Origin of the sequence: Hymenobacter psoromatis (genome assembly GCA_001596155.1) — a bacterium.
Lineage (GTDB): Bacteria > Bacteroidota > Bacteroidia > Cytophagales > Hymenobacteraceae > Hymenobacter.
Window position 1 is genome coordinate 244,307 of the sequence record CP014771.1, and the last position, 24,801, is coordinate 269,107.

Annotated in this window: 22 protein-coding genes; 14 read left to right on the forward strand and 8 right to left on the reverse strand. The window is 59.0% G+C overall.

Annotation, left to right across the window (positions count from 1 at the left end):
- Positions 1-50: 50 nt before the first annotated feature.
- From A0257_01115 to A0257_01155, 9 genes are all read left to right on the forward strand, one after another.
- Positions 51-254: a fructose-6-phosphate aldolase gene (locus A0257_01115; GenBank protein ID AMR25827.1), complete on the forward strand. Its 204-nt coding sequence runs from the start codon at positions 51-53 to the stop codon at positions 252-254.
- 8 nt (positions 255-262) lie between these two features.
- Positions 263-940, forward strand: coding sequence for a phosphonate ABC transporter ATP-binding protein (locus A0257_01120; protein AMR25828.1), 678 nt, complete (start codon positions 263-265; stop codon positions 938-940).
- Between the two features lie 38 nt (positions 941-978).
- A complete protein-coding gene (locus tag A0257_01125) occupies positions 979-1,848 on the forward strand; it encodes a hypothetical protein (GenBank protein AMR25829.1) in 870 nt (289 codons plus the stop codon).
- Positions 1,849-1,902: 54 nt separating this feature from the next.
- Entirely contained in the window at positions 1,903-3,030 is a 1,128-nt protein-coding gene (locus A0257_01130) for a transcriptional regulator (protein ID AMR25830.1), read from the forward strand.
- A gap of 992 nt (positions 3,031-4,022) precedes the next feature.
- Complete coding sequence (locus A0257_01135; GenBank protein AMR29573.1) at positions 4,023-4,373, forward strand: addiction module toxin RelE; 351 nt, start codon at positions 4,023-4,025, stop codon at positions 4,371-4,373.
- Positions 4,370-4,726: a transcriptional regulator gene (locus tag A0257_01140; GenBank protein AMR25831.1), complete on the forward strand. Its 357-nt coding sequence runs from the start codon at positions 4,370-4,372 to the stop codon at positions 4,724-4,726. The genes A0257_01135 and A0257_01140 overlap by 4 nt, the downstream gene beginning before the upstream one ends.
- Positions 4,727-5,749, forward strand: coding sequence for an oxidoreductase (locus A0257_01145; protein ID AMR25832.1), 1,023 nt, complete (start codon positions 4,727-4,729; stop codon positions 5,747-5,749). It abuts the gene before it with no gap.
- Positions 5,750-5,903: 154 nt separating this feature from the next.
- Entirely contained in the window at positions 5,904-6,506 is a 603-nt protein-coding gene (locus tag A0257_01150; GenBank protein AMR25833.1) for a restriction endonuclease, read from the forward strand.
- A gap of 92 nt (positions 6,507-6,598) precedes the next feature.
- Positions 6,599-8,107 carry a nitrate reductase gene (locus A0257_01155; protein ID AMR25834.1) on the forward strand — a complete coding sequence of 503 codons (1,509 nt, stop codon included), beginning with the start codon at positions 6,599-6,601 and terminating at the stop codon, positions 8,105-8,107.
- 153 nt (positions 8,108-8,260) lie between these two features.
- Here A0257_01155 and A0257_01160 read toward each other — a convergent pair whose 3' ends face one another.
- The 7 genes from A0257_01160 to A0257_01190 form a co-directional block, all read right to left on the reverse strand.
- Positions 8,261-8,485, reverse strand: coding sequence for a hypothetical protein (locus A0257_01160; GenBank protein AMR25835.1), 225 nt, complete (start codon positions 8,483-8,485; stop codon positions 8,261-8,263).
- 124 nt (positions 8,486-8,609) lie between these two features.
- Positions 8,610-9,230, reverse strand: a complete 621-nt coding sequence (locus tag A0257_01165; protein AMR25836.1) for a hypothetical protein — start codon at positions 9,228-9,230, stop codon at positions 8,610-8,612.
- A 52-nt stretch (positions 9,231-9,282) separates the two neighbouring features.
- Entirely contained in the window at positions 9,283-12,702 is a 3,420-nt protein-coding gene (locus A0257_01170) for a methylmalonyl-CoA mutase (protein AMR25837.1), read from the reverse strand.
- 114 nt (positions 12,703-12,816) lie between these two features.
- Positions 12,817-13,146: a hypothetical protein gene (locus A0257_01175; protein ID AMR25838.1), complete on the reverse strand. Its 330-nt coding sequence runs from the start codon at positions 13,144-13,146 to the stop codon at positions 12,817-12,819.
- Between the two features lie 99 nt (positions 13,147-13,245).
- On the reverse strand, positions 13,246-13,848 hold the full coding sequence (locus tag A0257_01180; GenBank protein AMR25839.1) for a hypothetical protein: 603 nt from the start codon (positions 13,846-13,848) through the stop codon (positions 13,246-13,248).
- 89 nt (positions 13,849-13,937) lie between these two features.
- Entirely contained in the window at positions 13,938-14,345 is a 408-nt protein-coding gene (locus tag A0257_01185; GenBank protein AMR25840.1) for a glycolate utilization protein, read from the reverse strand.
- An 82-nt stretch (positions 14,346-14,427) separates the two neighbouring features.
- Complete coding sequence (locus A0257_01190) at positions 14,428-15,285, reverse strand: hypothetical protein (GenBank protein ID AMR25841.1); 858 nt, start codon at positions 15,283-15,285, stop codon at positions 14,428-14,430.
- Between the two features lie 89 nt (positions 15,286-15,374).
- Between A0257_01190 and A0257_01195 the strand changes: the two genes are divergently transcribed.
- On the forward strand, positions 15,375-17,162 hold the full coding sequence (locus tag A0257_01195) for an elongation factor 4 (GenBank protein ID AMR25842.1): 1,788 nt from the start codon (positions 15,375-15,377) through the stop codon (positions 17,160-17,162).
- 59 nt (positions 17,163-17,221) lie between these two features.
- Here the strand turns inward: A0257_01195 and A0257_01200 are convergent, their stop codons facing one another.
- Entirely contained in the window at positions 17,222-17,593 is a 372-nt protein-coding gene (locus A0257_01200) for a hypothetical protein (protein ID AMR25843.1), read from the reverse strand.
- Positions 17,594-17,914: 321 nt separating this feature from the next.
- On the opposite strand from A0257_01200, the gene A0257_01205 reads away from it, so the two are divergent.
- The 4 genes from A0257_01205 to A0257_01220 all read left to right on the forward strand — a co-directional run bounded on the left by A0257_01205 (position 17,915) and on the right by A0257_01220 (position 24,313).
- The gene (locus A0257_01205) at positions 17,915-20,263 is read left to right on the forward strand and encodes a hypothetical protein (protein ID AMR25844.1); all 2,349 of its coding nucleotides are present in this window, start codon (positions 17,915-17,917) and stop codon (positions 20,261-20,263) included.
- Positions 20,264-20,411: 148 nt separating this feature from the next.
- Positions 20,412-21,311 carry a bifunctional 5,10-methylene-tetrahydrofolate dehydrogenase/5,10-methylene-tetrahydrofolate cyclohydrolase gene (locus A0257_01210; protein ID AMR25845.1) on the forward strand — a complete coding sequence of 300 codons (900 nt, stop codon included), beginning with the start codon at positions 20,412-20,414 and terminating at the stop codon, positions 21,309-21,311.
- A 253-nt stretch (positions 21,312-21,564) separates the two neighbouring features.
- Positions 21,565-22,158 carry a 7-carboxy-7-deazaguanine synthase gene (locus A0257_01215; GenBank protein ID AMR25846.1) on the forward strand — a complete coding sequence of 198 codons (594 nt, stop codon included), beginning with the start codon at positions 21,565-21,567 and terminating at the stop codon, positions 22,156-22,158.
- Positions 22,159-22,354: 196 nt separating this feature from the next.
- Entirely contained in the window at positions 22,355-24,313 is a 1,959-nt protein-coding gene (locus A0257_01220) for a hypothetical protein (GenBank protein AMR25847.1), read from the forward strand.
- Positions 24,314-24,801 lie beyond the last annotated feature (488 nt).

Genomic DNA, 24,801 nt, shown 5'->3' on the forward strand with positions numbered 1-24,801 from the left:
GTTCTAAAGCAAAATACTTCCTTGGCAAGCTAAAGCTCACCCTACCTTCCGTGTACATCATTAAAGTAAAAGGCAAGGCCAAAATCCCGGATTATATCCAGCTGCGCGACGAGAATTTCGTGCTGATTGCCTATTTCCGCGCCGACCGCCCACTCAAAGACCTGCACCGTTACGGCCTGGAAGGTCAGGAAGTACCGCTGGCGGCCGTTATCGCGGAATTGGAATTTGGCAAGCTGCGCAAGCTAAAACTCTGACCTGAACCATGACCGAGCCAGTAGTTGAGTTGCACGGCGTTACCATCACCCAGGAAGAGCGGGCGGTGCTGGAGCACGTGTCTTTTGGGCTGGAAAAGAGCGAGTTTGTGTACTTGGTGGGCCGCACCGGGTCCGGCAAGTCGTCGCTGCTCAAAACCCTGTACGCCGACCTGCCGCTGCTGGTGGGCGCGGGCACCGTGGCGGGCTTCGACCTGGAGCACCTACCCCCCGGCAAGGTGCCGTACCTGCGCCGCCGGCTGGGCATTGTGTTCCAGGATTTTCAGCTGCTGAGCGACCGCACGGTGGGCGAAAACCTGCTTTTCGTGCTCAATGCCACTGGCTGGCGCGGCAAGGCCCGCAAGCAGCAGCGCGTGCAGGAGGTGCTGATGCAAGTGGGCCTGAGTGGGGTAGGGGGCCGCATGCCGCACCGCCTCTCGGGTGGCGAGCAGCAGCGCGTAGTGATAGCGCGCGCCCTGCTCAACGAGCCCACCCTGCTGCTCGCCGACGAGCCCACCGGCAACCTCGACCCCGAAGTGGCCGACGGCATCATGACCCTGTTCGCGGAAATAAACCACGCGGGCACGGCTATTCTCATGGCGACGCACAATTTTCAGCTCCTCGAAAAATACCCGCACCGCGTATTGACGTGTAAGGACGGGGCGCTGCTGGACTCGGGGCCGCGCTAGCCCTGCCGCCTCTGCCCATGCCCGTCGGTTTGTCCATTTTGATTCCTGTTTTCAACCGCGACGTAACCGTGCTGGTCGGCAGCTTGCTGCACCAGGTCAGCGACTGGCCCGGAGGGGTAGAAATCAGACTATTGGATGATAAATCGGATGAGGAATATCGGGTAAAAAACCGACCGCTGGGTGCCCTGGCGGGCGTGTGGTACGAGGAGCTACCGGCCAACGTGGGGCGGGCGGCCATTCGCAACCGGCTGGCGGCCAGCGCTAATCACGAGTGGCTGCTGCTGCTGGATAACACCAGCCAGCTGCCTGATAAGGAGTTTGTAGCGCGCTACCACGCGGCGCTGGGCCAGGCCCCCGTGCTGGCCGGCGGCGTGTGCTATGCCGCGCAGCCTCCCGCCGACCCCGCACTCCGTCTGCGCTGGCTGTATGGCTGGCAGCGCGAAGCCCGGCCGCTGGCGCAGCGCCAGGCTGCGCCCTACGACCAGCTGCTAGTAAATAATTTATTGATAAGCAAGGCGTTGCTTCAGCGCTTTCCGCTCGACGAAAGCCTGTGCGGCTACGGCCACGAAGACACCAAGCTGGGCTGGCAGCTGGCCGGCGCGGGCGTGCCCGTGCGCCACCTGGCCAACCCTGTGCTGCACGCGGGCTTGGAAACGGCGGCCGCCTTTTTGCAAAAGTCGGAGCAGGCGGTGCGTAATCTCGCCTACCTGTTGCACCAAAGCGGGTTGGGCGCCGATAGCCGGCTGGTGCAGACTGCCCGACGCCTGCGCCGCCTCTGGCTGGGGGCGGGTGCGCGCGCCGCGCTCGCGCTTTGCGCGCCGCTGCTTCGGCGCAACCTGCTGAGTACCAATCCATCGCTCCGGGCGCTGGATGCCCTAAAGCTGTTCTGGCTGCTGCGGGAAGAATAGCCCCGCCGACCGGCCAGTATCTTTGGTTTCTGCCTTTATTTCAGCTGCTTTCCCTTGTTGCCGCCCATTCATTTGCTTGACCTTGCCGCCGAGCACGCTGCCTACCAAGCCGAGTTGGATGCGGTCTGGCACGAAACCGTGCAGCAGGCAGCGTTTATTCAGGGGCCGGCCGTGGGCGAGTTTGCCGCCGAGCTGGGCGCGCACCTGGGCGGTGCGCACGTGGTGCCCTGCGCCAACGGCACCGACGCCCTCACTCTGGCGCTCCTGAGCCTGGCCCTACCCCCCGGCACCGAGGTCATCGTGCCCGCCTTCACCTACGTAGCCACGCTGGAAGCCGCCGCGTTGCTGGGCCTGAAACCAGTTTTGGCAGACGTGCTACCCGATACCTTCAACGTGGACCCGGCGGCGGTGCGGGCGGCGCTCACGCCGCGCACCGCCGCCGTAGTGGCGGTGCATTTATTTGGGCAATGCGCTGATTTAGAAGAGTTAACGAATATCTGCCAGGCGGCCGGCGTGGCGCTTATCGAGGATAATGCTCAGGCGCTGGGCGCTACGTTCACCTTTGCTAGCGGCCGCACAGCTTACGCGGGTACGGTGGGCGAGGTGGGTACTACCTCCTTCTTCCCCAGCAAAAACCTGGGCTGCCTCGGCGACGGCGGCGCGCTCTTCACCCGCGACGCCGCCCGCGCCAGCCTGCTAAAACAGCTAGCTAACCACGGCCAAAGCCAGAAATATTACCACCAGCGCATCGGCCTCAACTCACGCCTCGACACCCTGCAAGCCGCCCTGCTGCGGGTGAAGCTGCGCCACTTGCCCACCGCGCAAGCCGCCCGCCAGGCCATAGCCGCCCGCTACGACGCGGCGCTGGGCGGCTCACCGGGCCTGCAAATTCCGGCCCGCGACCCGCGCAGCAGCCACGTTTTTCACCAGTACACCATCACGGTGCAAGGCGGGGGTAGGCGCGACGCGTTGCAGGCACATTTGAAAGCGCACGGGATTCCGAGCGCTATTTATTACCCCCTGCCGGTGCACGCGCAGCCGGCGTATGGGTATCTGGGCTACCAGGTGGGCGATTTTCCGGTGGCCGAGCGGCTGTGTGGGCAGGTGCTGTCGCTGCCCATGCAGCCGGGGCTGACGGGGGAGCAGGTGGAATTCGTGGCAGCAATAATTAAAACGTTTTAATCCGGCACGTATATTTGTTCACTGTGAGTGAACTTTAGCCTCGTTTCTATGTTTAATAGACTTGTTGTGATTTGAAAGTCAAGGACATAGATAAAAATTCCACAACCCTGCACAAACTCCTAACACGTTGTCGTAGCGTTTCCAATCGTGCATTCGTAGACGGTCACTCAAAATCCGATAACGTTTCCAGCCACCGATAGCATGTTCCACTATAATACGTTTACTCGCCTGTTCTTTATTTAGGGCTCGCTGCTCCAGGGTCAATTCTTTTCCCTTAGGTTTTTTAATTGGTAGAAAATAGGTAGGACACTTATAATCCTTACCAAACCCCAGAAATCCTAAATCCAGGCGAACAGTAAATTTTCTAAACCACTGTTTATCAACAGGAAAGAGTTGTTTAAGTAACCCATAATCATGCTGTTTTCCCGGTTGAAAATGACTTAAAAATCCAATCCACCTAGTGGTAGTAGCAATGACTATTTCTTTTAAGGTATTCGCTTTTTTTTACCACTATACGAGTCTTTCTGAGTAGTATAATCTTGCGGTCGTTGTATCCGTTGTTCCGTTCCGTCTAGTAACAACGTTTCGTGCTGGCTAAAATAAGCTTCAAATTCGTCTACGCTAGCAAACGCTCGTTTAGGCAAATGACCAGACAGTGTTAAAGCTTCTTGAAGCACCATAATTCCTCGGTCTTGATAACGTTTAGCATTCGCGGTATCCATCCCACTTACAAAACCAAGTAAATCGTAAGTTAAACTGGCTTTAAAGCTAAATAGGGTAAATAGCAGCAGTTCTTCTTCCGTTTTAATAATGGACTCATGAATGGCAAAAGCATCACGGTCAGCTATTTGTAAATCAAATAAGCGCGAATAAGCTTGCTTAAAATGAGTCAGTAATTTTTCAAATCGAGCTTGTGTCAAGCCAGTTGCTGCTCGCCATTTACGTTCGGTAGTAAGGGTCGAAGTGGAAAGTTGCATAACCTAAGCGGAAATATATTTCTCACAAATTTACGTCACCTTGTACCTCGCAACAAGTCTAATATAGTTGCTCGCAGGACGCTGCTGATATACTGCAAGTTGTATCCGGCAGCGGCAGTGGCGTTGCAACAATGGTATGCCGAGTTAATAAATGAAGAGTTTACAACATTCAATCAGTTAAAAGCCGCGTATGCATCCGCTAGCTTGGTAGGAGATGACCGGTTGGTATTCAACATTATGGGTAATAAATATCGCTTGGTAGTGCGGATAGTATTTGATTATAAAGTCATTCAGATTAAATGGTTTGGGACCCATGCCGAGTACGACCAGATAGACGTAGCGACCATTCAATTCAAAAACTCATGACCCTCCGCCCCCTTAAAACCGAGCAGCAATACGACGAATTGCTACAGTGGCTAGACGAGCAGTTCGACCAGCAGGTTCTGCCCGACTCACCAGCCGGCGAGCAGGTGCAGGTAGCGCTGTTGCTGGTGAAAGCCTATGAAGATGAGCACCATCCGGTGCCATCGCCCGACCCCATCGCCGCTATTCAGCTGAAAATGGCCGAGCAGGGGTTGAAGGCCAAAGACCTGGTAGGGCAGATTGGCAGCAAAAGCTACGTGTCGGCCATCCTGAACCGCCGCAAGCCGTTGACCCTGGCTATGGCGCGCTTTTTTCACCAAAAGCTGCACATTCCGGCGAGTGTGTTTTTGGCGTAGGTGGCGCATCCTGCTCCCGTTCGCTTCGCCATTTGCGGCCTCGGCCACATTGGCCGACGCCACGCGGCGCTGGTGGCGCGCCACGATGGGGCGCAATTGGTAGCCCTCATTGACGTGCGCGCGGAGCTGCGCCCCGGCCTCGCGGCCGAGTTTCCCGGCGTGTCGTTTTTCCTTTCACTCGAAGAATACCTGCAAAGTGGCCCCGCCACCGACGTGCTCACCGTGGCCACGCCCAACGGCCTGCACGCACCGCAGGCAGTGGCGGGCCTGCGTGCCAGCCTGCACGTGGTGGTCGAAAAACCCATTGCGCTGCGCAAAATCGACGCCGAATTAATCGTGCACACGGCCCTGCAAACCGGCCGGCTGGTCTTTGGCGTAATGCAGAACCGCTACTCGCCGCCCGCCGCCTGGCTCAAGCAGGTGCACGATGAGGGCCGGCTGGGCGAGGTGTTTCTGGTGCAGCTCAACTGCTTCTGGAACCGCGATGCGCGCTACTACCAGTCTGGCGGCTGGAAGGGCACGCAAGCGCTGGATGGCGGCACGCTTTTTACGCAGTTCAGCCACTTCGTGGATTTGCTGTATTGGGTATTTGGCGACATTACCAATATCGCGGCGCGCTTTCGGGACTTCACCCACGAAGGCATTACGGAGTTTGAGGACAGCGGCCTGGTCACCTTCGACCTGGTGCGGGGGGGTAGCGGCACGCTCAGCTACAGCACCGCCGTGTGGGACCGCAACCTCGAAAGCTCCCTGACGGTGGTGGCCGCCCGCGGCTCACTCAAAATCGGCGGCCAGTACCTCGATAAAGTAGAGTACTGCCACCTGCAAGACTACTCCCTACCTCCCCTGCCGCCCACCAACCCCGCCAACGACTATGGCCCCTACCAGGGCTCGGCCGCCAACCACGTGCAGGTGATTGACAACGTGGTAGATACGCTGCGAAAGCGCAGCTTCGCCACCACCAACGCGCTCGAAGGCCTGAAAGTGGTGGAGATAATTGAGCGCATTTATGCCTTGAAATAGCTGGCCCTACTGCTACATAACCTGATTAATCCTGCTGCTACCGCTAGGCCCGGCTGGCCGCCAAACAGAAGTTTTGCCTCGGCTGCGTCGCCAAAAGCTAGGGTAGTGCGCCCCCATACAGTCGCTTCCGAGAAATCAGCGTATATTTCAACTTATGGCTTCTATCAATGACATCTCGCAACTCGACTTCGGGCAAACCTATTCTTATGCTGACTATTTAAGCTGGCGTTTTAAGGAATATGTAGAGCTGATAAAAGGCCGGGTGCTGCGCAAAATGTCAGCGCCGACTTCGGAGCACCAGCAGATTGCCACCAGTTTAACGGGAGTTCTATGGAGTCATTTGCGCCGTAGCTCTTGCCAGGTATATGCCGCGCCCTTCGACGTGCGCCTGCTGCGCAGCACCGGCAACGGCGACGCGCAGATAAAAACCGTGGTGCAGCCCGACCTCAGCGTTATTTGCGACCTGAGCAAAATTGACAAGCGCGGCTGCCTGGGCGCGCCCGACTGGATTATTGAAATCGTGTCGCCCAACTCGCTCGTGCTCGATACGCGCACCAAATTTGACCTCTACGCCGAAAACGGCGTGCGCGAGTACTGGATTGTCTTTCCCGGCGAGCAGGCCATTACGGCGTACGCCCTCACGGCCGAGGGGCTCTACGAGCCCACCGGCACCTACGCCGAGCCGGGGCCGATGCCGTCCAGCGTGCTGCCCGAGCTGGCCATTGAGTGGGCTGATATTTTTGAGGAAGCGAAGTAGGGGGCGATTGGTAGGGTTGGGGCGGCTACCCGATTTCGCGTAGCTTGCGGATTCGGCGCGGCCTAACTTTTTTCCGGCGACCGGCTTAGCTTATGGAAACCCCGTACCCGACCCTGGCCGAAACCTCGCCTACCCCCCTCGTGGTGCCCAACGCCAGCCTCACCAGCGAGGACTTGGCCCCGACCAGCGCCGCCGCCCGCACCTGGGGCACCTGGAACTACGCCGCGCTCTGGATTAGCATGAGCCTGTGCATCCCCACGTACATGCTGGCCAGCTCGCTCATTCAGGGCGGCATGAACTGGTGGCAGGCGTTGCTCACCATCTTTCTGGGTAATGCCATCGTGCTCATTCCCATGCTGTTGAATGGCCGGGCGGGCACGCGCTACGGCATTCCATTTCCGGTGTTTGCGCGGGCCAGCTTTGGCGTGCTGGGGGCCAATGTGCCGGCGATGCTGCGGGCCATTATCGCCTGCGGCTGGTTTGGCATCCAGACCTGGATTGGCGGCTACGCCTGCTACCAGGCGGCCGTGCGCTGGTGGCCGGCGCTGGGTGCCCTACCCCCCGTTTTTCCGGCGAGCTGGGGCCTGGCCACGGGGCCGGCCATCACGTTCTTTCTGTTCTGGCTCTTGAACATGTACGTGGTGTATCTGGGAGTTAATAGCATTCGCAAGCTGCTCGTATTCAAGGCGTTCTTTCTGCCGGCGGCGGCGCTGGCGCTGCTGCTGTGGGCCATCTCGGCCGGTCACGGGCTGGGGCCAATTCTGGCGCAGCCCTCCCACTTTACCACGCCCGGCGGGTTCTGGAAATTCTTCTTTCCCTCGCTCACGGGCATGGTGGGTTTCTGGGCCACGCTCTCGCTTAATATCCCCGATTTTACGCGCTACGCTACCAGCCAGCGGGCGCAGCAGGTGGGCCAGGCGCTGGGCCTACCCCTGCCCATGACGCTGTTTTCGTTTGTAGGCGTGGCCGTTACCTCGGCCACGCTCATTATCTACGGCACCAGCATCTGGGACCCGGTGGTGCTGGCCGGCCGCTTCGAAGGCCGCTGGCTCGTGACCGGGGCCATGCTGGCCGTGGCGCTCTCCACGTTGGCCACCAACATCGCGGCCAATATCGTGAGCCCCGCCAATGACTTTGCCAACCTCGCGCCGCAGCGCATCAGCTTCCGGGCGGGCGGGTATCTGACGGGGGTAGTGGGCCTGCTCATCTTCCCCTGGAAGCTCATCGCCGACCCCAGCGGCTTCATCTTCACCTGGCTCGTGGGCTACTCGGCGCTGCTCGGCCCCATCGGCGGCATCCTCCTCACCGACTACTACCTGCTGCGCCACCAGGAGCTGAATTTGAGCGACTTATATCAGCACCAGGGCCGTTACACTTACCGGCGCGGCTTCAACCCGGTGGCCATTATCGCGCTGGTTTTAGGAATAGTACCCTGCGTGCCGGGCTTCCTGGTCGCCGTCAATGTACTCGATAAAGCCAGCGTGTGGCCCTGGCTGCTGGAGGTATATAACTACGCTTGGTTCGTAGGCTTTTTCGTAGCGAGCGCGGGGTATTGGGGGCTAATGCGCGGCCGGTTATATAGCGCACAAGTACCAGGTTAAGTACCCGTTGGCAAATACTTTATGTTAAATCAGACGGTCATGCTGAGCTTGCCGAAGCATCTCTACTGCGTAACTAACTCTAAACGTTGAGATTACTCTCGTGGTAGAGATGCTTCGGCAAGCTCAGCATGACGTTCTTTTATAGCAAACTAATTAGCAACGGGTACTTACCCGCTCAAAGAAAGCGGGATTAAACTGACTCATCAAATCGCGGACCTTAGGCGGCGCGTTCAATAATTCAAGGTCAAGTAAATCCGACACCACGAAAATGAATTCGCCACGCTGACACTGCTGGAAAAACAGCTGTGTCACCTCGCTAAATTCCTCATCGAAATAGCCGCCTACTACCGATGTGTCAATATAAATTCTAGGCCTCATTGTGTCAGGTCAATCCGTTGAAATCTGTTAAATCTGCGACCCTACATATTGCGCCAGTACTGCCCGCCGACCTCAAACAGCGCGTTCGTAATCTGCCCCAGCGAGCAGTATTTCACGGTTTCCATCAGCTCGGCGAAGCTGCCAACTGTTTGCGCGATAGGTCAAGAATTGTCTGTAATACGCCAAGCAACGAGTCTAATTCATTAATTAGGTAACGTTTTTTGTCCAGTACTATCTCATCGTACTCGTACTTGAGAAAGCGCCATTCGATACCGGTAGTGGCGCAACCGAAAAGAGTTGTAGGCGAATTGCCTTCCAGTTCGTTCAACTTGCGAGCACCAATCAATTGCGCTGAACACTGGATAGTGCCTAATTCCAGGTCTTGCTTTTTTGCCTCGGCAATGCAGAAAATCGGGGCAGTAATAAAATCCTGAATGTGACTGAAGGAGCAGATAAAATTGCACTCGCCGCGTAGGCCGTGGGCAGGGTCAATGTCGAGACTCATGCCCGAATAGATAGAAAAAGACTGGTCGTTGCGCTCACATAGTTCCAGCAACACCGGCGTAACCAAACGCTCTGAACGCGACTTTTCGCTGTTAAAGCCTACCTGCTGCCCAATTCTAAGCGACTGCTGCAACCACTGACTTGGCTCAACAGGCGTTAAGCCAGGGAAAAGTTCTTCCGCTCGAAAATGAATATCAAATTGCTGTCGCAAATCGAAAATGGAAAAATCGCTGTAAGCCATAATGCCGTTGAATAATGCCTTTTTAATCTGTCAAATTCGTTTGAAATGGCGGCTACATATTGCGCCGGTACTGCCCGCCGACCTCAAACAGCGCGTTCGTAATCTGCCCCAGCGAGCAGAATTTCACGGTTTCCATCAGCTCGTCAAACAGGTTGCCGTTGGCCACGGCGATTTGCTGGAGCTGCTTGAGGCGCGCTGGCGTTTCGGCGGCGTTGCGCTGGTGCAGCAGGGTAAGCATGTCGATTTGGTACTGCTTTTCCTCCTCCGTGGCGCGGATGACTTCGGCCGGCACCACCGTGGGCGAGCCCGTGGACGAGAGGAAGGTGTTCACACCGATAATTGGGTACTCGCCGGTGTGCTTTAGCATCTCGTAGTGCATGCTTTCCTCCTGGATTTTGCCGCGCTGGTACATGGTTTCCATCGCGCCGAGCACGCCGCCGCGCTCCGTGATGCGGTCAAATTCGAGCAATACTGCCTCTTCCACCAACTCGGTCAGCTCCTCGATGATGAAGGAGCCTTGCAGTGGGTTTTCGTTTTTGGCCAGGCCCAGCTCGCGGTTGATGATGAGCTGAATGGCCATTGCGCGCCTTACGCTCTCCTCAGTGGGGGTAGTGATGGCCTCATCGTAGGCGTTGGTGTGCAAGGAGTTACAGTTGTCGTAAATGGCATATAGCGCCTGCAACGTGGTGCGGATGTCGTTGAAGTCGATTTCCTGGGCGTGCAGGCTGCGGCCCGAGGTCTGGATGTGGTACTTCAGCATCTGGCTGCGGGCGTCGGCGCCGTACTTCAGCTTCATGGCCTTGGCCCAGATGCGGCGCGCTACCCGCCCAATCACGGCGTACTCGGGGTCGATGCCGTTGGAGAAGAAGAAGCTCAGGTTGGGCGCAAAGTCGTTGACGCTCATGCCGCGGCTCACGTAGTATTCCACAAACGTGAAGCCGTTGCTGAGCGTCAGGGCCAGCTGGGTAATCGGGTTGGCCCCCGCTTCGGCAATGTGGTAGCCGGAGATGCTGACGGAATAAAAGTTACGCACCTTCTCCGTGATGAAAAACTGCTGCACGTCGCCCATCAGGCGCAGGGCAAACTCGGTGCTGAAAATGCAGGTATTCTGGGCCTGGTCTTCCTTGAGAATGTCGGCCTGCACGGTGCCGCGCACCTGCGTCAGGGTCTTGGCCTTGATGGTGGCATACACGTCGGGGGGTAGGACCTGGTCGCCGGTCACGCCGAGCAGGCGCAGGCCCAGGCCATCGTTGCCGGCCGGCAATTCGCCCTGGTAGCGGGGGCGGGGCTGGCCCAGCGCCGCGTAGATGCCGTCGATTTTGGCCTCCACTTCCTCGGTCAGGCCGTTTTCGTCAATGTATTTCTCACAGTTCTGGTCGATGGCCGCGTTCATGAAAAACGCCGCCAGCGTGGCCGCCGGGCCATTTATTGTCATGCTGACGGAGGTAGTCGGGGCGCTCAAATCGAAGCCCGAATACAATTTCTTGGCATCATCGAGGCAGGCGATGCTCACGCCCGCGTTGCCGATTTTGCCGTAGATGTCGGGTCGGTGGTCGGGGTCCTCGCCGTAGAGCGTCACCGAGTCGAAGGCCGTGCTCAAGCGCTTGGCCGGCAGGCCCAGGCTCACGTAGTGAAAGCGGCGGTTGGTGCGCTCCGGGCCGCCTTCGCCGGCAAACATGCGGGTCGGGTCTTCGCCCTCGCGCTTGAACGGGAACACGCCCGCCGTGTAGGGAAATTCGCCGGGGAAATTCTCCTGCATCGCCCAGCGCAGGCGGTCGCCCCAGCCAGTGTAGCGCGGCACCGATACTTTTGGTATCATATTGCCCGACAGCGACTTGGTGTGCGTCTTCACCCGAATTTCCTTGCCCCGCACCGAATACACGTACTCGGGGTTGCGGTAGTTTTGCAGGGTATTTTCCCAGTTTTCCAGAATGGCCTGGCTGTCGGCATCGAGCCGGCGCAACTGGGTTTGCTTGTTCCTGGTGAATTCCTCCACCGTGCTGTCGTCGGCTTTTTTCTCGGCGCGGTAGTGCTCTTCGAGCTTGGCAAACGCGCCGGCCACCTCGGCAATGTGGGCCTGCTCGCGCACGCGCTGGTCGTAGGCGCGGTTGGTTTCGGCAATTTCGGAGAGGTAGCGCGTGCGGTTCGGCGGGATGATGTAAATCTTCTCCGAGTCCGACGTGCTGGTTTCCAGGTGCGAGTTGAACGTGGCGCCGGTCTTGGTTTCCAGCATCTGGAGCACCGCCCGGTATAGCCGGTTCATGCCGGGGTCGTTGAACTGCGAGGCAATGGTGCCAAACACCGGCATCGCGTCCGTGGGCGTGTCCCAAAGGCCGTGGTTGCGCTGGTACTGCTTGCGCACGTCGCGCAGCGCATCGAGCGCCCCGCGCTTGTCGAATTTGTTGAGGGCAATGACATCGGCAAAATCGAGCATGTCGATTTTCTCCAGCTGCGTGGCCGCGCCGTACTCGGGCGTCATCACGTAGAGGCTGGCGTCGGAGTGCTCGATAATCTCGGTATCCGATTGGCCGATACCGCTGGTTTCCAGAATGATAAGGTCGTAATTAGCGGCCTTCACTACGTCCACCGCATCTTGCACGTAGCGGCTCAGGGCCAGGTTGCTCTGGCGCGTGGCCAGGCTGCGCATGTACACCCGCGGCGAGTTGATGGCGTTCATCCGAATGCGGTCGCCGAGCAGCGCGCCGCCCGTTTTGCGCTTGCTGGGGTCCACGGAAATGATGGCGATGGTCTTGTCCGGAAAGTCCATCAGAAAGCGCCGTACCAGCTCATCCACGAGGCTGGATTTGCCCGCGCCGCCCGTGCCAGTAATGCCTAGGATGGGTGCTTGATGCTTGGTGCTTAATGCTTGGTTTTGGTCGTTTTCGCCGAGCTGAAATTCGGAAATCAAGTCGCCTTTCACGCGCTCAAACTCCTCCGGGAAATTTTCGGCGGCCGAAATCAGGCGGCCGATGCTGCGGGCGTCTTTCTCCTTCACGTGGCCGGCCTCACCGTTGAGGTTTTGGCCAGTGGGGAAGTCGCTCTGTTCCAGCAAGTTGTTAATCATGCCTTGCAGGCCCATCGCGCGGCCATCGTCGGGCGAGTAGATGCGCGTGATGCCGTAGGCCATCAGCTCCGCGATTTCGGAGGGTAGGATAACCCCGCCGCCGCCGCCGAAGAGCTTGATGTGGCCCGCGCCACGCTCCTTCAGCAAATCGTGCATGTACTTGAAGTACTCATTGTGCCCGCCCTGGTAGCTGGTAATGGCAATGGCCTGCGCGTCTTCCTGAATGGCGCAGTCCACGATTTCCTGCACCGAGCGGTTGTGGCCGAGGTGAATCACCTCCGCGCCGCTGCTCTGAATAATGCGGCGCATGATATTAATGGCCGCGTCGTGGCCGTCAAACAGCGCGGCGGCCGTGACGATACGCACGTGGTTCTTAGGCTTGTAGGGGGCAACTGGGGCGGGATGCATAGGAGGGGGGGTAGGGCGAAGTTTAGGTGCGCGGTGCGTCGTTTTTAGAAACCAGCAGCAGCTTTTTTAGTGCGGTAAAGGTACGAAAAAGCCCCGGCGAGGTCGGCCGGGGCGTTACTGGTTTGATAAACGTGCATTAAGCATTTGAAGCAGCAAACCGAGTTTTTTCCTGACTGGTTGTGGAATATAGTTAGGTGACCTTATTAAGCTCTTGACAAAAATGTAGTCACTAGCGGGAATATTCAGCCTGCCTGCCGTCTGCTCAAGAAGTTGATAATATGGCTCGTTAATTTCTACTTCAAATTCAAATAGTTGCACGACAATAATATCAAAGCCCAGCTGATACTCATCATAATCTGCCATTCCTTGGGCATTTTGAATATCTCGTTGGGGCAGACTTAAATCAGCAGCCCCGGCCACTACTGCTTGGAACAATTGCTTCATATTAGGCGCTAGCCTTTCTTTTGAAATCCAATTGCTAAAGTCTATAAACAGTCCGGTTATGAAGCTAATGCTTAATCAATAAAAAGATTGAGGATAATGCTACCGCAGCTTCCGTAAATCCAGCCGAAACCCCACCAATACGCCTTCACCCGAAAGCTCGCGCTCGAACCCCTGCACCGTTTCATAGCCACCTTGCCCGGCGCGGAAGATATAGGCCGTCTCATCGTCGCAGGAAAGCAGCCAACCCAGCGCGGTGCCGTTCTGGCGGTATTCCTCCATTTTCTCCAGCAGCACTCTTATGGAGTCGGTTTTCGAGCGCAGCTCTACTACGAATGGCGGGCAGACGTGCGCAAATTTCTCCTGTTGCTCCGGGCTCAGCGCATCCCACTGCGCGGCCGGGACCCATGAAGCATCAGGTGCGCGCACGGCCCCGTTGGGCAGCGTGAAACCGGCGTTGGAATCAAAGATTTCCCCGGCTTCGGGGTGCTTATCCCACCACATTCCGAGTTGCGTAATCAGCCGGGCATTGCGCTTGCCGGTGAGCGAGAAAGTAGGGGCCATAATCAGAATTTCCTGTTGGGCGTTGCGCTCGATGCGCCATTTGCGGTGCTGCTGGCAGAAGTCGAAAAACTCGGCTTCGCTCATCCGGCTTATGTAGGGGTCGTCCAGAACCAAGGGTTCATCAGCAAAGAGCGCGTTCATGGCGAGGGGAGGGGGTAGGGTAGCAAGATACGAAAAACGTCCCGGCGGGGCGGCCGGGACGTTTTTCTGAAATGAAGGCAGCTGCCAGACTATTTGCCCGCCACCGCCTGCTGGCCCGCCTCGGCCACGGCGTGGTCGTCTTCCACGGTGCTGCCCGACACGCCAATGGCGCCGATAACCTTACCGCTGCCATCTTTGATGGGCAGGCCGCCGGGGAAGGAGATGAGGCCGCCGTTGGAGTGCTCGATGCCGAAAAGCGGGCCGCCGGGCTGCGACAGGCCCCCGATGGCCCCGGTGGGCATATCGAAGAAGCGGGCGGTTTTGGCTTTTTTCATGGCGATGTCGAGCGAGCCGAGCCAGGCATCGTCCATGCGGGCGAAGGCCGTGAGGTTGGCCCCGGCATCGACGATGGCAATGTTCATTTTGACGCCCATAGTCTGGGCTTTTTGCTGCGCGGCCTGCACGGCGGCCTGGGCTTGCTGGAGGGTAATACCCATAGAGATGAGAGGTGGTGAGGGGGGTAGGAAAAAATGATTCTCGTGACTAAACACCGCCGCCACGCATTAGTTAACCTGCCGCCTACCGAAATGCCACCGGCGTGCCCAGCGCCAGGCGCCAGGCCAGCAGCCCCAACAGCGCCAGGCCCACCAGGCCCCAGGCCACGTGGGTGGGGTAGGGCAGGGCCTCGTTCTCGTTGAAAAACTCCTGCCGGCAGCCCACGGCCAGCGGCACGAGCAGCAGCATCATGGTGACGTAGTGAAGTGCCTCGTTCACGCTCAGGTGCGGCAGCTTGCTGAGCGCCAGCAGCAGCGAGCCCACCAGCCACGGCCCCGCGATGGTGTACACGACTAGCTGCGGCCGCCGCTCAAACTGCAAAATGGTGTGCGAATCCTGGGCTAGTAAAAACGGCACGGCCGCCAAAAAGCCTAACGCCACTTGCCCCAGACCAAAGAGCAGGCCCAGGACCACGCTGGGCCAGGTGCCGCCCGTGCCCAGCAGCCAGTTGGGCACATACCACGAGCTGGATTGCGTCACGGTATCGGCCAGCAGGCCGCCCAGCACGTGGTTGGTGGCATGAAACGCCAGCCACAGCAGCAACAGTTTCAGCAGGCCGGGGCGCGGGCGCTCATAGAGCCAGAACCAGCCGAACGCCCCTACTCCCAGCGCCAGCACCAACGCCGGCCCCAGGCCATACACGGCCAGCACGGTATCGCGCCGCCAGCCGCTGTCGCCCAGGTTGAAGCGCACGCCGCCCAGGTCCCAGCTACCCGGCACGAAGGCTCGCCGCGCCAGTACCACCTGCGCCGCCTGGCTGATAAAATTGACGAGCAGCCACGCCAGCAGATAGCAGGCAGTGGCATTGAGAAAGAGCTGGGCAAACTTGCCCCGTGCGCTCGGGCTGCTGGCGGGTGGGGTGGCGGAAGGAGCAGGCGGCATGATAGGAAAAGGCAGGGGTAGGGCGCACCCCAAACATACGCCCCGCCGCAAAAGGGCCGTATCTTCGCGGTGCTAAAAACCGCCCTCCGTTGAAGAATATTCGTAATTTTTGCATCATTGCCCACATCGACCACGGCAAAAGCACCCTGGCCGACCGGCTCCTCGAATTCACGAGCACCGTGGCCAAGCGCGATATGCAGGCCCAGTTGCTCGACAATATGGACCTGGAGCGCGAGCGGGGCATCACCATCAAGAGCCACGCCATTCAGATGCAGTTTCCCTACCAAGGGGAAACCTACACGCTGAACCTGATTGACACGCCCGGCCACGTCGATTTCAGCTACGAAGTAAGCCGCAGCATTGCCGCCTGCGAGGGCGCGCTGCTCATTGTGGATGCTTCGCAAGGCATTGAGGCCCAAACTATTTCCAATCTGTATCTCGCCATTGGGGCCGACCTGGAAATTATTCCGGTGCTCAATAAAATCGACCTGCCCCACGCCATGCCGGAGGAAGTGACCGACGAGATTGTGGACCTGATTGGCTGCAAGCCAGAGGACATTATCCACGCCTCGGGCAAGGCCGGCATCGGCATTGAGGCTATTCTGAACGCCATTTGCGACCGCATTCCCGCGCCGGTGGGCGACCCGGAGGCCCCGCTGCAAGCGCTGATTTTTGACTCGGTTTTCAATTCCTACCGGGGCATTGAAGTCCTGTTTCGCATCAAAAACGGCACCATGCGCAAGGGTGACAAGGTGAAGTTTATGGCGACGGGTAAGGAATATGGGGCTGACGAAATTGGCATCCTGGGCCTCAACCAGGAGCCGCGCCAGGTGATGAGCGCCGGCAACGTGGGCTACCTCATCTCGGGCATCAAGGAAGCGCGCGAGGTGAAGGTGGGCGACACCATCACGCACGTGCACAACCCCACGGCCGAAGCCATCAAGGGCTTTGCCGACGTGAAGCCGATGGTATTTGCCGGCATCTACCCGGTCGATACCACCGAGTATGAGGAGCTGCGCAGCAGCATGGAAAAGCTCCAGCTCAACGACGCCTCGCTGGTGTGGGAGCCCGAAACGTCGGTGGCGCTGGGCTTCGGCTTCCGCTGCGGCTTTTTGGGCATGCTGCACATGGAAATCGTGCAGGAGCGCCTGGAGCGCGAGTTCAACATGACGGTGATTACTACGGTGCCGAGCGTGCAGTTTCACGCCACCGGCACCAAGGACCAGCTGCTGACCATCAACGCGCCGAGCGAAATGCCGGAGCCGAACCTGATTAAGCACATCGAGGAGCCCTACATCAAAGCCCAGATTATCACCGCCTCCGAGTATGTGGGGCCGATTATCACGCTCTGCATGGAGAAGCGCGGCATTATCAAAGGCCAGAGCTACCTGACCTCCGAGCGGGTGGAGATGAGCTTCGAGCTGCCGCTGTCCGAAATCGTGTTCGACTTCTTCGATAAGCTCAAGACCATCAGCCGCGGCTACGCTTCGCTTGATTATGAGCTGATTGGCTTCCGCGAGTCGGATATGGTGAAGCTCGACGTGATGCTGAACGGCGAGAAGGTGGATGCCCTTTCGGCCATCGTGCACCGCTCGAAAAGCTACGAGTGGGGCCGCCGCCTCTGCGAGAAATTGCGCGAGCTCCTACCCCGCCAGATGTTCGACATCGCCATTCAGGCCAGCATCGGCCAGAAAATCATCGCCCGCGAAACCATCAAGGCGCTGCGCAAGAACGTGATTGCCAAATGCTACGGTGGCGACATCAGCCGCAAGCGCAAGCTGCTCGAAAAGCAGAAGGAAGGCAAAAAACGGATGCGCACCGTGGGCTCGGTGGAGATTCCGCAGGAAGCGTTTCTGGCGGTGCTTAAAATTGACTGATAGCAAAACGGCCGGCTTCCGCAAGGAAGCCGGCCGTTTTTAATGATGTTAAAAAACAACTAGTAGGTAGCGGGCGGACTGCCAAGCGTATCTATAGCCGGAGCAGTCGCATTCTTCGGGTCGGGACCATATTGGTTGGGTCCGTGAGTACCCTCGACAAATAATAGGATGGTACTATAAACAGGAATTAGACAATACCACCAATCTTTGTCAGCGTCGTGCATCCGACGAACAGTTACCGCAATATATGGTACTAGAAACGCCAGGAAGTAAATAGCACCGATGAACGGGAAATGGATGAGTTGGCCGATAAAGCCAAACACGAATGCGCCAATAATATAAAAGAGAACGAACTGCCAGTACTCAGCTCGCCGGGCCCGGCCACTGAACTGCGCGTATTTATTTTTCAACGCATTGAGAAAGTAGTTCATGCTGTCATTCAGGGGGTTTTAGTGAAAAGAACGCGGGAAAGTTACGGGGTTATCACGAAAGTTGTTTCTTAAATGGTTGGGTTTAAAAAAAAACGTGCTAACTAAATTTAATTCGGATATTAAAGAAAATAACTGAGGGTTAGCAATGATTTTAGCCTGTGTAGCTAGTGCATTGGTTCTTTACCAGCTGGCTTCAACTGCTCTGAAACCGCATAATATCCGCCTAAGCCCCCAAATTAGCTGCTGTCTATCCCCAGGCTGGCGCTCGAATTGCGCCCTTATTGCATCATGCCCTTGTCCGTTAGTATTCCTATTCGCCAGTTGCTCATTTGGGTGTTGTTTGCCTGCCTGGTAATAGCGCAGACCACGACGGTGGTGGCCGCGCCGCGGCCGCCCCAAAAGGCGGTGGCTGCGCCCCTGCTGCCCGACTCGCTGGCCCGGCGCATCGAGAAAGCTTACTTCACGCTGAGCCGCATCAACGGGGCGGTCCGCCGCAGCGCTGACACCCAGGACCTGAGCGACGACCTGCCCCAGGTGGAGGAAAACCTCGAAACCATCCGCGAGAACCTGGCCGAATACGCCGACGTGGTGGACGTGAAGCAGCTCCAGATGTACCGCGTGCTGCTAGCCGATATGCAGGAGCAGCTGGGCGCGTGGCGCACGGCCCTGGCCGCCGGCAGCCAGCAGCTGAGCGTCACTCAGGCCCGGCTCGATACGCTGGCCACCCAGCTGCCGCTCACCGCCGCCCTACCCCCCGCCACCACGGCCATCGGGCGGGCGCTGGCGAGCCTGCGCACCAAGCAGGAGCGCGCCACGCAGCTGCTAGCCCGCCGCCGCCACACCGTGACGGGCCTGCAAACGCGGGTGTCGGAGGCCTATATCCAGGGCCTGGAGCTGCAGGACGCGCTGCGGGAGCAGATGGGCCGCTTCAGCCGCGCCAACCGGCAGGCCGAGCTGCCGCCGCTGTGGCAGCCCAGCCGCATTGTGGCCGATGAGCAGGCGAGCGCCCTGGCGCGGCAGTCGTATGCCGCCCAGCGCTCGCTGGTAGGCTATTATTTTCGGGAGCACTGGGATTATTGGGTCTGGATGGTGGTGCTGTTCGGCGGGTTTTTCGGCTGGGTGTTTCGCAACTTCCGGGCGCTGCGGCGGGCTGCTGCTGAGGGGGTAGGGACGGCCGCCGTTGCGCCCGTGCCGCTGGTGCTGCCCGAGCGCCGCCTGCACTACCTGCGGCCGGTGCCGGTGGCGGCGGCGCTGCTGGTGGTGTTCAGCCTGGCCCCGTTTTTCGACTTGCAGCCGCCCGCCGCCTACACCGATTTGCTGCAGTTGCTGCTGCTCGTCACGCTCACGGTGCTGGGCTGGCGCAGCTGGCCGCGGCCGCTGTTCTGGTATTGGGTAGCCATCGTGGGGGCATTTTTCGTGCTCAATTTCACCTATGCGCAGCAAGCGCCGGGGCTGGGTGCGCGCTGGGCCATGCTGCTGCTCAACGCGGGCGCGGTGGCGCTGGGCTGGCGCTTCTGGCGCTATTTGCGGGCGCACCGCGTGCTGGCGGGCTTCGTGAAGCCCGTGGCGCTGCTCTTCGTGGGGCTGAACGCGCTGGCCCTGCTGGCCGATGCCTACGGCCGCGTGAGCCTGGCCAAGATGTTTACCACCACGGCCATTTTTGGCCTCACGCAGGTGGTGGCGCTGTCGGCCTTCGTGCGCATCGTCACGGAGGCATTTTACCTGCAAGTGCAGCGCAGCCGCACGGCCGACGGCCAGAGCGGCCGCCTGGTCTTTGGCAAAATCGAGAGTGGCCTGCGCAAGGGCCTCACGGTGGTAGTGGGCGTGCTCTGGCTGATGCTCTTCACCACCAACCTCAACCTCTATAACTACTTTTACCGCCTCATCGACACCCTGCTCACGGTGCCGCACAAGCTGGGCAGCACCACGTTCACGGTAGGTAATATTTTGCTTTTCGTGGGCATCGTGTTTATGACCATTCAACTGCAGAAATACGTGGGTTACTTCTTCGGCGAAACCGACGACGAGTTCAGCGTGGAGGCCGACCGCAAGGGCTCCTGGATGGTGGCCATCCGGCTGGCGATTCTGGGGGTAGGGCTGTTTATGGCCACGCTGGCCTCGGGCCTGCCGGTCGATAAAATCGCCATTGTGCTCGGCGCGTTGGGCGTGGGCATCGGCCTGGGCTTGCAGAATATTATCAACAACCTGGTGTCGGGCGTGATTCTCATTTTTGAGCGGCCGTTTCAGGTCGGCGACTACATTGAGGTGAAGGGCCAGACGGGCCGCGTGAAGGACATCGGCATCCGGGCCAGCAAGCTCATCTCGCAGGCCGGCTCCGAAATTATTCTGCCCAACGGTGACCTGCTCAGCAACTACGTCATCAACTGGACGCTCAGCAACAATCACATCCGCACCGAGCTGGCCCTCAACCTGGGTCCTGATATTGACCTCGACGAGGCCCGCCGCCACATCAGCGAGGAAATCCTGAACAACCCCAACACGCTGCACAAAATCGCGCCTGAAATTCTGCTCAATAATGTTGCTACCACCGGCTACGACCTCAAAGTCCTGTTTTGGATAAACAACGTTCGCCAAGAGCAGGCTTTGAAAAGTGAACTGCTGGCCGGCATTTATCAGCGCCTCACCCAGGCCGGCATTGCGATGCGGTAAAATAGCACGATGAAACCTGAACGCTCGTCATTGCGAGCAACGCGAAGCAATCGCACTAGAACTACATCCGCGCCGCTTGTTCGTCTATCGTTCAGGTGCGATTGCTTCGCGTTGCTCGCAATGACAAACAATGTTTAATTTCTCCCCTATGTCCGAAACCTCCCCGCACCTCATCGACGGCAAGCAAACCGCCGAAGAAATCAAAGTTGAAATCGCTGCCGAAGTGGAGGCGCTGAAAGCGGCCGGCCGCAAAGTGCCGCACCTCGCGGCCGTGCTCGTGGGCCACGATGGCGGCTCCGAAACCTACGTGCGCAACAAGGTGCTCGCCTGCGAGCGCGTGGGCTATGCCAGCACCCTGCTGCGCTTCGAAGACGACATCACCGAGGCCGAGCTGCTGGCCGTGGTGCAGCGCCTCAACGAGGACGCCGACATCGACGGCTTCATCGTGCAGCTGCCGCTGCCCCGGCATATCGACGCCGAAAAAGTCATCGAAGCCATCCGGCCCGAGAAGGACGTGGACGGTTTTCACCCCATGAACCTGGGCCGCATGGTGGCCGGCCTGCCCGCGCTGCTGCCCGCTACCCCCTCCGGCATCGTGGAGCTGCTGGCCCGCCAAGGTATCAAAACCAGCGGCCAGCACTGCGTGGTTATTGGCCGCTCGAATATCGTGGGGGCGCCGGTTAGCATCTTGCTGGCTAAGAACTTGGAAACGGCTAACTGCACCGTTACTTTATGCCACTCACGCACCAAAAACTTGCCCGAAATCGTGCGTCAGGCCGACATTATTGTGGCCGCTATCGGCCGGCCCGAGTTCGTGACGGCCGACATGGTGAAGCCCGGCGCGGTGGTTATCGACGTGGGCACGACCCGCGTCACGGACGCCAATAAGAAGAGTGGATATAGCCTGAAAGGCGACGTCAACTTTGCCGAAGTCGCGCCGCTGGCTTCGCGCATTACACCCGTGCCGGGGGGGGTAGGGCCGATGACCATCGCCATGCTGCTGCTGAATACGCTGCGCGCCGCCAAGGGTGAGGTGTATCCGCGGTAAGACTCAACTGTCATTGCGAGCTTGCGAAGCAATCGCACCAGCACGACATCCGAACGACAACGTTCTGGTGCGATTGCTTCGCAAGCTCGCAATGACAGATGGGAGCAATTCCCTTCGTAAATTTGAGTGACCGGAACCCCCGGTCGCGCCTCGGGCGTTGACGTTAGTCGCGCCCTTTTTTTATTCGCTTATGTCTGCCGTATCTGATTTACTCGCCGTCCTACCCCTCGTACATTCCCCGAAGGAAACTTCAATGCTTCCTGTAATGGAGCAGTTTTATACCATTCAGGGAGAAGGATTTAATACGGGAAGAGCAGCCTACTTCATTCGCCTCGGTGGCTGCGACGTGGGCTGCGTGTGGTGCGACGTGAAGGAGTCGTGGGACGCCGACGCGCACCCGCGCCACCCGGTGGCCGAGCTGGTAGCCGCCGCCAGCGAATACCCCGGCCGCAACGTCGTCATCACCGGCGGCGAGCCGCTGATGCACGACTGCCTACCCCTCACTAAAGCGCTGAAGGCCGCCGGCTTCCAGACCTGGATTGAAACCAGCGGCGCGCACCCGCTCTCCGGCAACTGGGACTGGATTTGCGTGTCGCCCAAGAAATTCAAGGCCCCGCGCCCCGACGTGCTGGCCCACGCCGACGAGCTGAAAATCATCGTCTTTAACGACAGCGACTTTGCCTGGGCCGAGGAGCACGCCGCGCTGGTGCCGCCCACCACCCGCCTCTACCTCCAGCCCGAATGGAGCCGCGCCGCCCGCATGACGCCCGCCCTCATCGACTACGTGAAGGCTCACCCGCGCTGGCAGGTGTCGCTGCAAACCCACAAGTACCTCGACATTCCGTAGCCCCGGCCGGTACTATGCCGATAAAAGGTTGGAGATAACGACTAAAAACCCCGGTTTCAGCACGAAATCGGGGTTTTCGCATGTTAAGGCGTAGCTTTTGCCTGCTAATCTACCTGCGCCAGGCGCGCGGGCCGCCGCTGATTACCGGCTTCCTGCCCGCCTGGTGCCCGCAATCAGCCCGCGCTTTTTCCTGCTTATGTTACCCAAACTCCTGCTTTCTGCTACCCTGCTCTTTGCGCTGGCCACCGCGCCCACTCTGGCCCAGCAAGCCCCGCCGTCCATCACCGACAGCAAGGCGCGCAGCCTCTACGAAAAGGCCCAGAGCTTGTACTACAAAGACCGCCAGGCTCAGCAGGCGCTTCTGGTATGGCAGCAGCTCACCGATAAATTCCCGGACTACGGCGAGCCGTACCTGCGCAAAGGCTCGCTTCAACTCACGCTCGGCGACCATCCCAATGCCTTGCAGGCCTACAAGCTGGGCCTCAGCAAGCTGCCTGTTGAGGCCGCGCGCGGCGGCGACTACCTCATCCTGGGGAAGCTGGCCAGCGAGGTGGGCGATTATGCCACCATGCGCCTAGCCTACACCAACTACCTCAGCACCAATCCCGCCAGCAAAAGCCAGGTGGCATTGGCCAAGCTGCAGCTGCAAAACTGCGACTTTGCGGCCGAGGCGATGGCGCACCCCACCGGCCCCGCGCCCGAGCGCCTGCCGGCCCCGCTCAACCAGTTCCGCGACCAGTACTTCCCGGTGCTGACGGCCGATAATAAGTCGCTCATTTTCACGGTGCAGCGCAATCCCGAGAAGTTTGAGCAGGAAAATGAGGACGTGTTTATCAGTGCCGTGCTGCCCGACGGTACGTTCGGCGCGCCGCAGTCCATCTCGCCAAACATCAATTCGCGCGAGAACGAGGGCACAGCCACCATCTCCGGCGATGGCAACACACTGGTATTCACGAGTTGCGGCCGGCCAGGGGGGGTAGGGGGCTGCGACCTCTACATCTCGCACCGCCGCGGCACGCAGTGGACGGCCCCGCGCAACCTGGGCCTGCTGGTCAATTCCAAAGTCTGGGATTCCCAGCCCTCGCTCTCGGCCGATGGTCGTACCCTTTACTTCTCGTCGCAGCGCGGCGGGGGGGTAGGCGGCTACGATATCTACGTGACTAGCATAGGCCCCGACGGTGCTTGGACGAAGGCGCGTAATCTGGGCGCGCCCATCAACACGGCCGGCGACGACCTGGCGCCCTTCATCCACGCCAGCGGCACTACGCTCTATTACTCTACCAACGGCTTGGTAGGTCTGGGTAGTAGCGACATATTTCGCGCCGAGCTCGATGCACAAGGCCAGTGGGGCACGCCGCGCAACCTGGGCTACCCCCTCAATACCTTCGCCAACGAGGCTTCGTTGTTCATTTCTTCGGATAACAAGCGCCTCTACTGCACCCGCGCCGAGCCGCCCCGGCCCGGCGACCCGCCCCGCATGGTCCCGCCCATCCTGCTCTACGGCAGCGAAGTGCCCACCAGCGTGCGCGCCCGCGAAACCAGCACCTACGCCCAGGGCCGCGTGTTCGACGCCGTGACCAAGAAGCCCCTCAACGCGATGGTGCAGCTCTTCGACCTCAGCACTAACGCCCTCACCCAGCAAGTGTATTCAGATGCCGAAACCGGCGAATACACTGCCGTGCTCAACGAGGGCCGCGCCTACGCCATGTACGCCGCCGCGCCGGGCTACCTGCTCAAGAGCCTCAATTTTGACTACTCGGCCGCGCGCACGTTCGACCCGCTCACGCTCGATATCTACCTCGAACCGGCCAAAAGCGGCCGTAGCGCGGTGCTGAACAACCTGTTTTTCGATTCCAATCAGGCCGTGCTCAAGCCGCGTTCGCGCACCGAGCTCGACCGTCTGGTGGAGTTCCTGCGCCAGGACCCCAACCTGCGCGTGGAGGTGGCCGGCTACACCGATAACGTGGGCATGCCCGCCGCCAACCTCACGCTCTCGCAGCGCCGCGCCCAGGCCGTGCTCACCTATCTCAGCGGCCACGGCGTGCCCGCCATCCGCCTGCGCGCCAAGGGCTACGGCGCAGCCAAGCCCCTCGCCACCAACGACTCGGAAGGCCACCGCGCCCAGAACCGCCGCATTGAGCTGCGAATTCTCTAGCGCCTACCCCCAAAGCTTTGCGCCGTGTTTCGTGCTCGAAAACACGGCGGAACACTGTGTTTTAACACCCCGAAACACTGCGCGAATACTTCCTGCCCAGTTGCCGGACACTGGCAAAAAGCAGTACGACCACCCGCAATCCGGGCTATAACGCTTTCCTACGCCTCGCTGCTCAGCCGAATCCGGCCCTTTCAGTTCTACTTCACCTGGGGCAAAGGACTTAAAGCAAGGCTTTAAAGGAGTGAAAATTTCGTAGGATTATTCAAATAAAATGAATTGCCCGCCTAAGTGCGGGCTTTTTTTTGACTTATAGCAAAGCTTTTTATAAAGAAAATAAAGTGTTAATAATGAATAATAATTGAGATTGAAGTAAAATGCTGTAATTAAAAAAGTGCCATACTCACAAGGTTTTGTGCAAAAAATAAAAAGCGTGTAGGTTTGGACCAATTCCGGCGGCTGCTGCTAAGCCAGCAGGCAGGATGCCGATT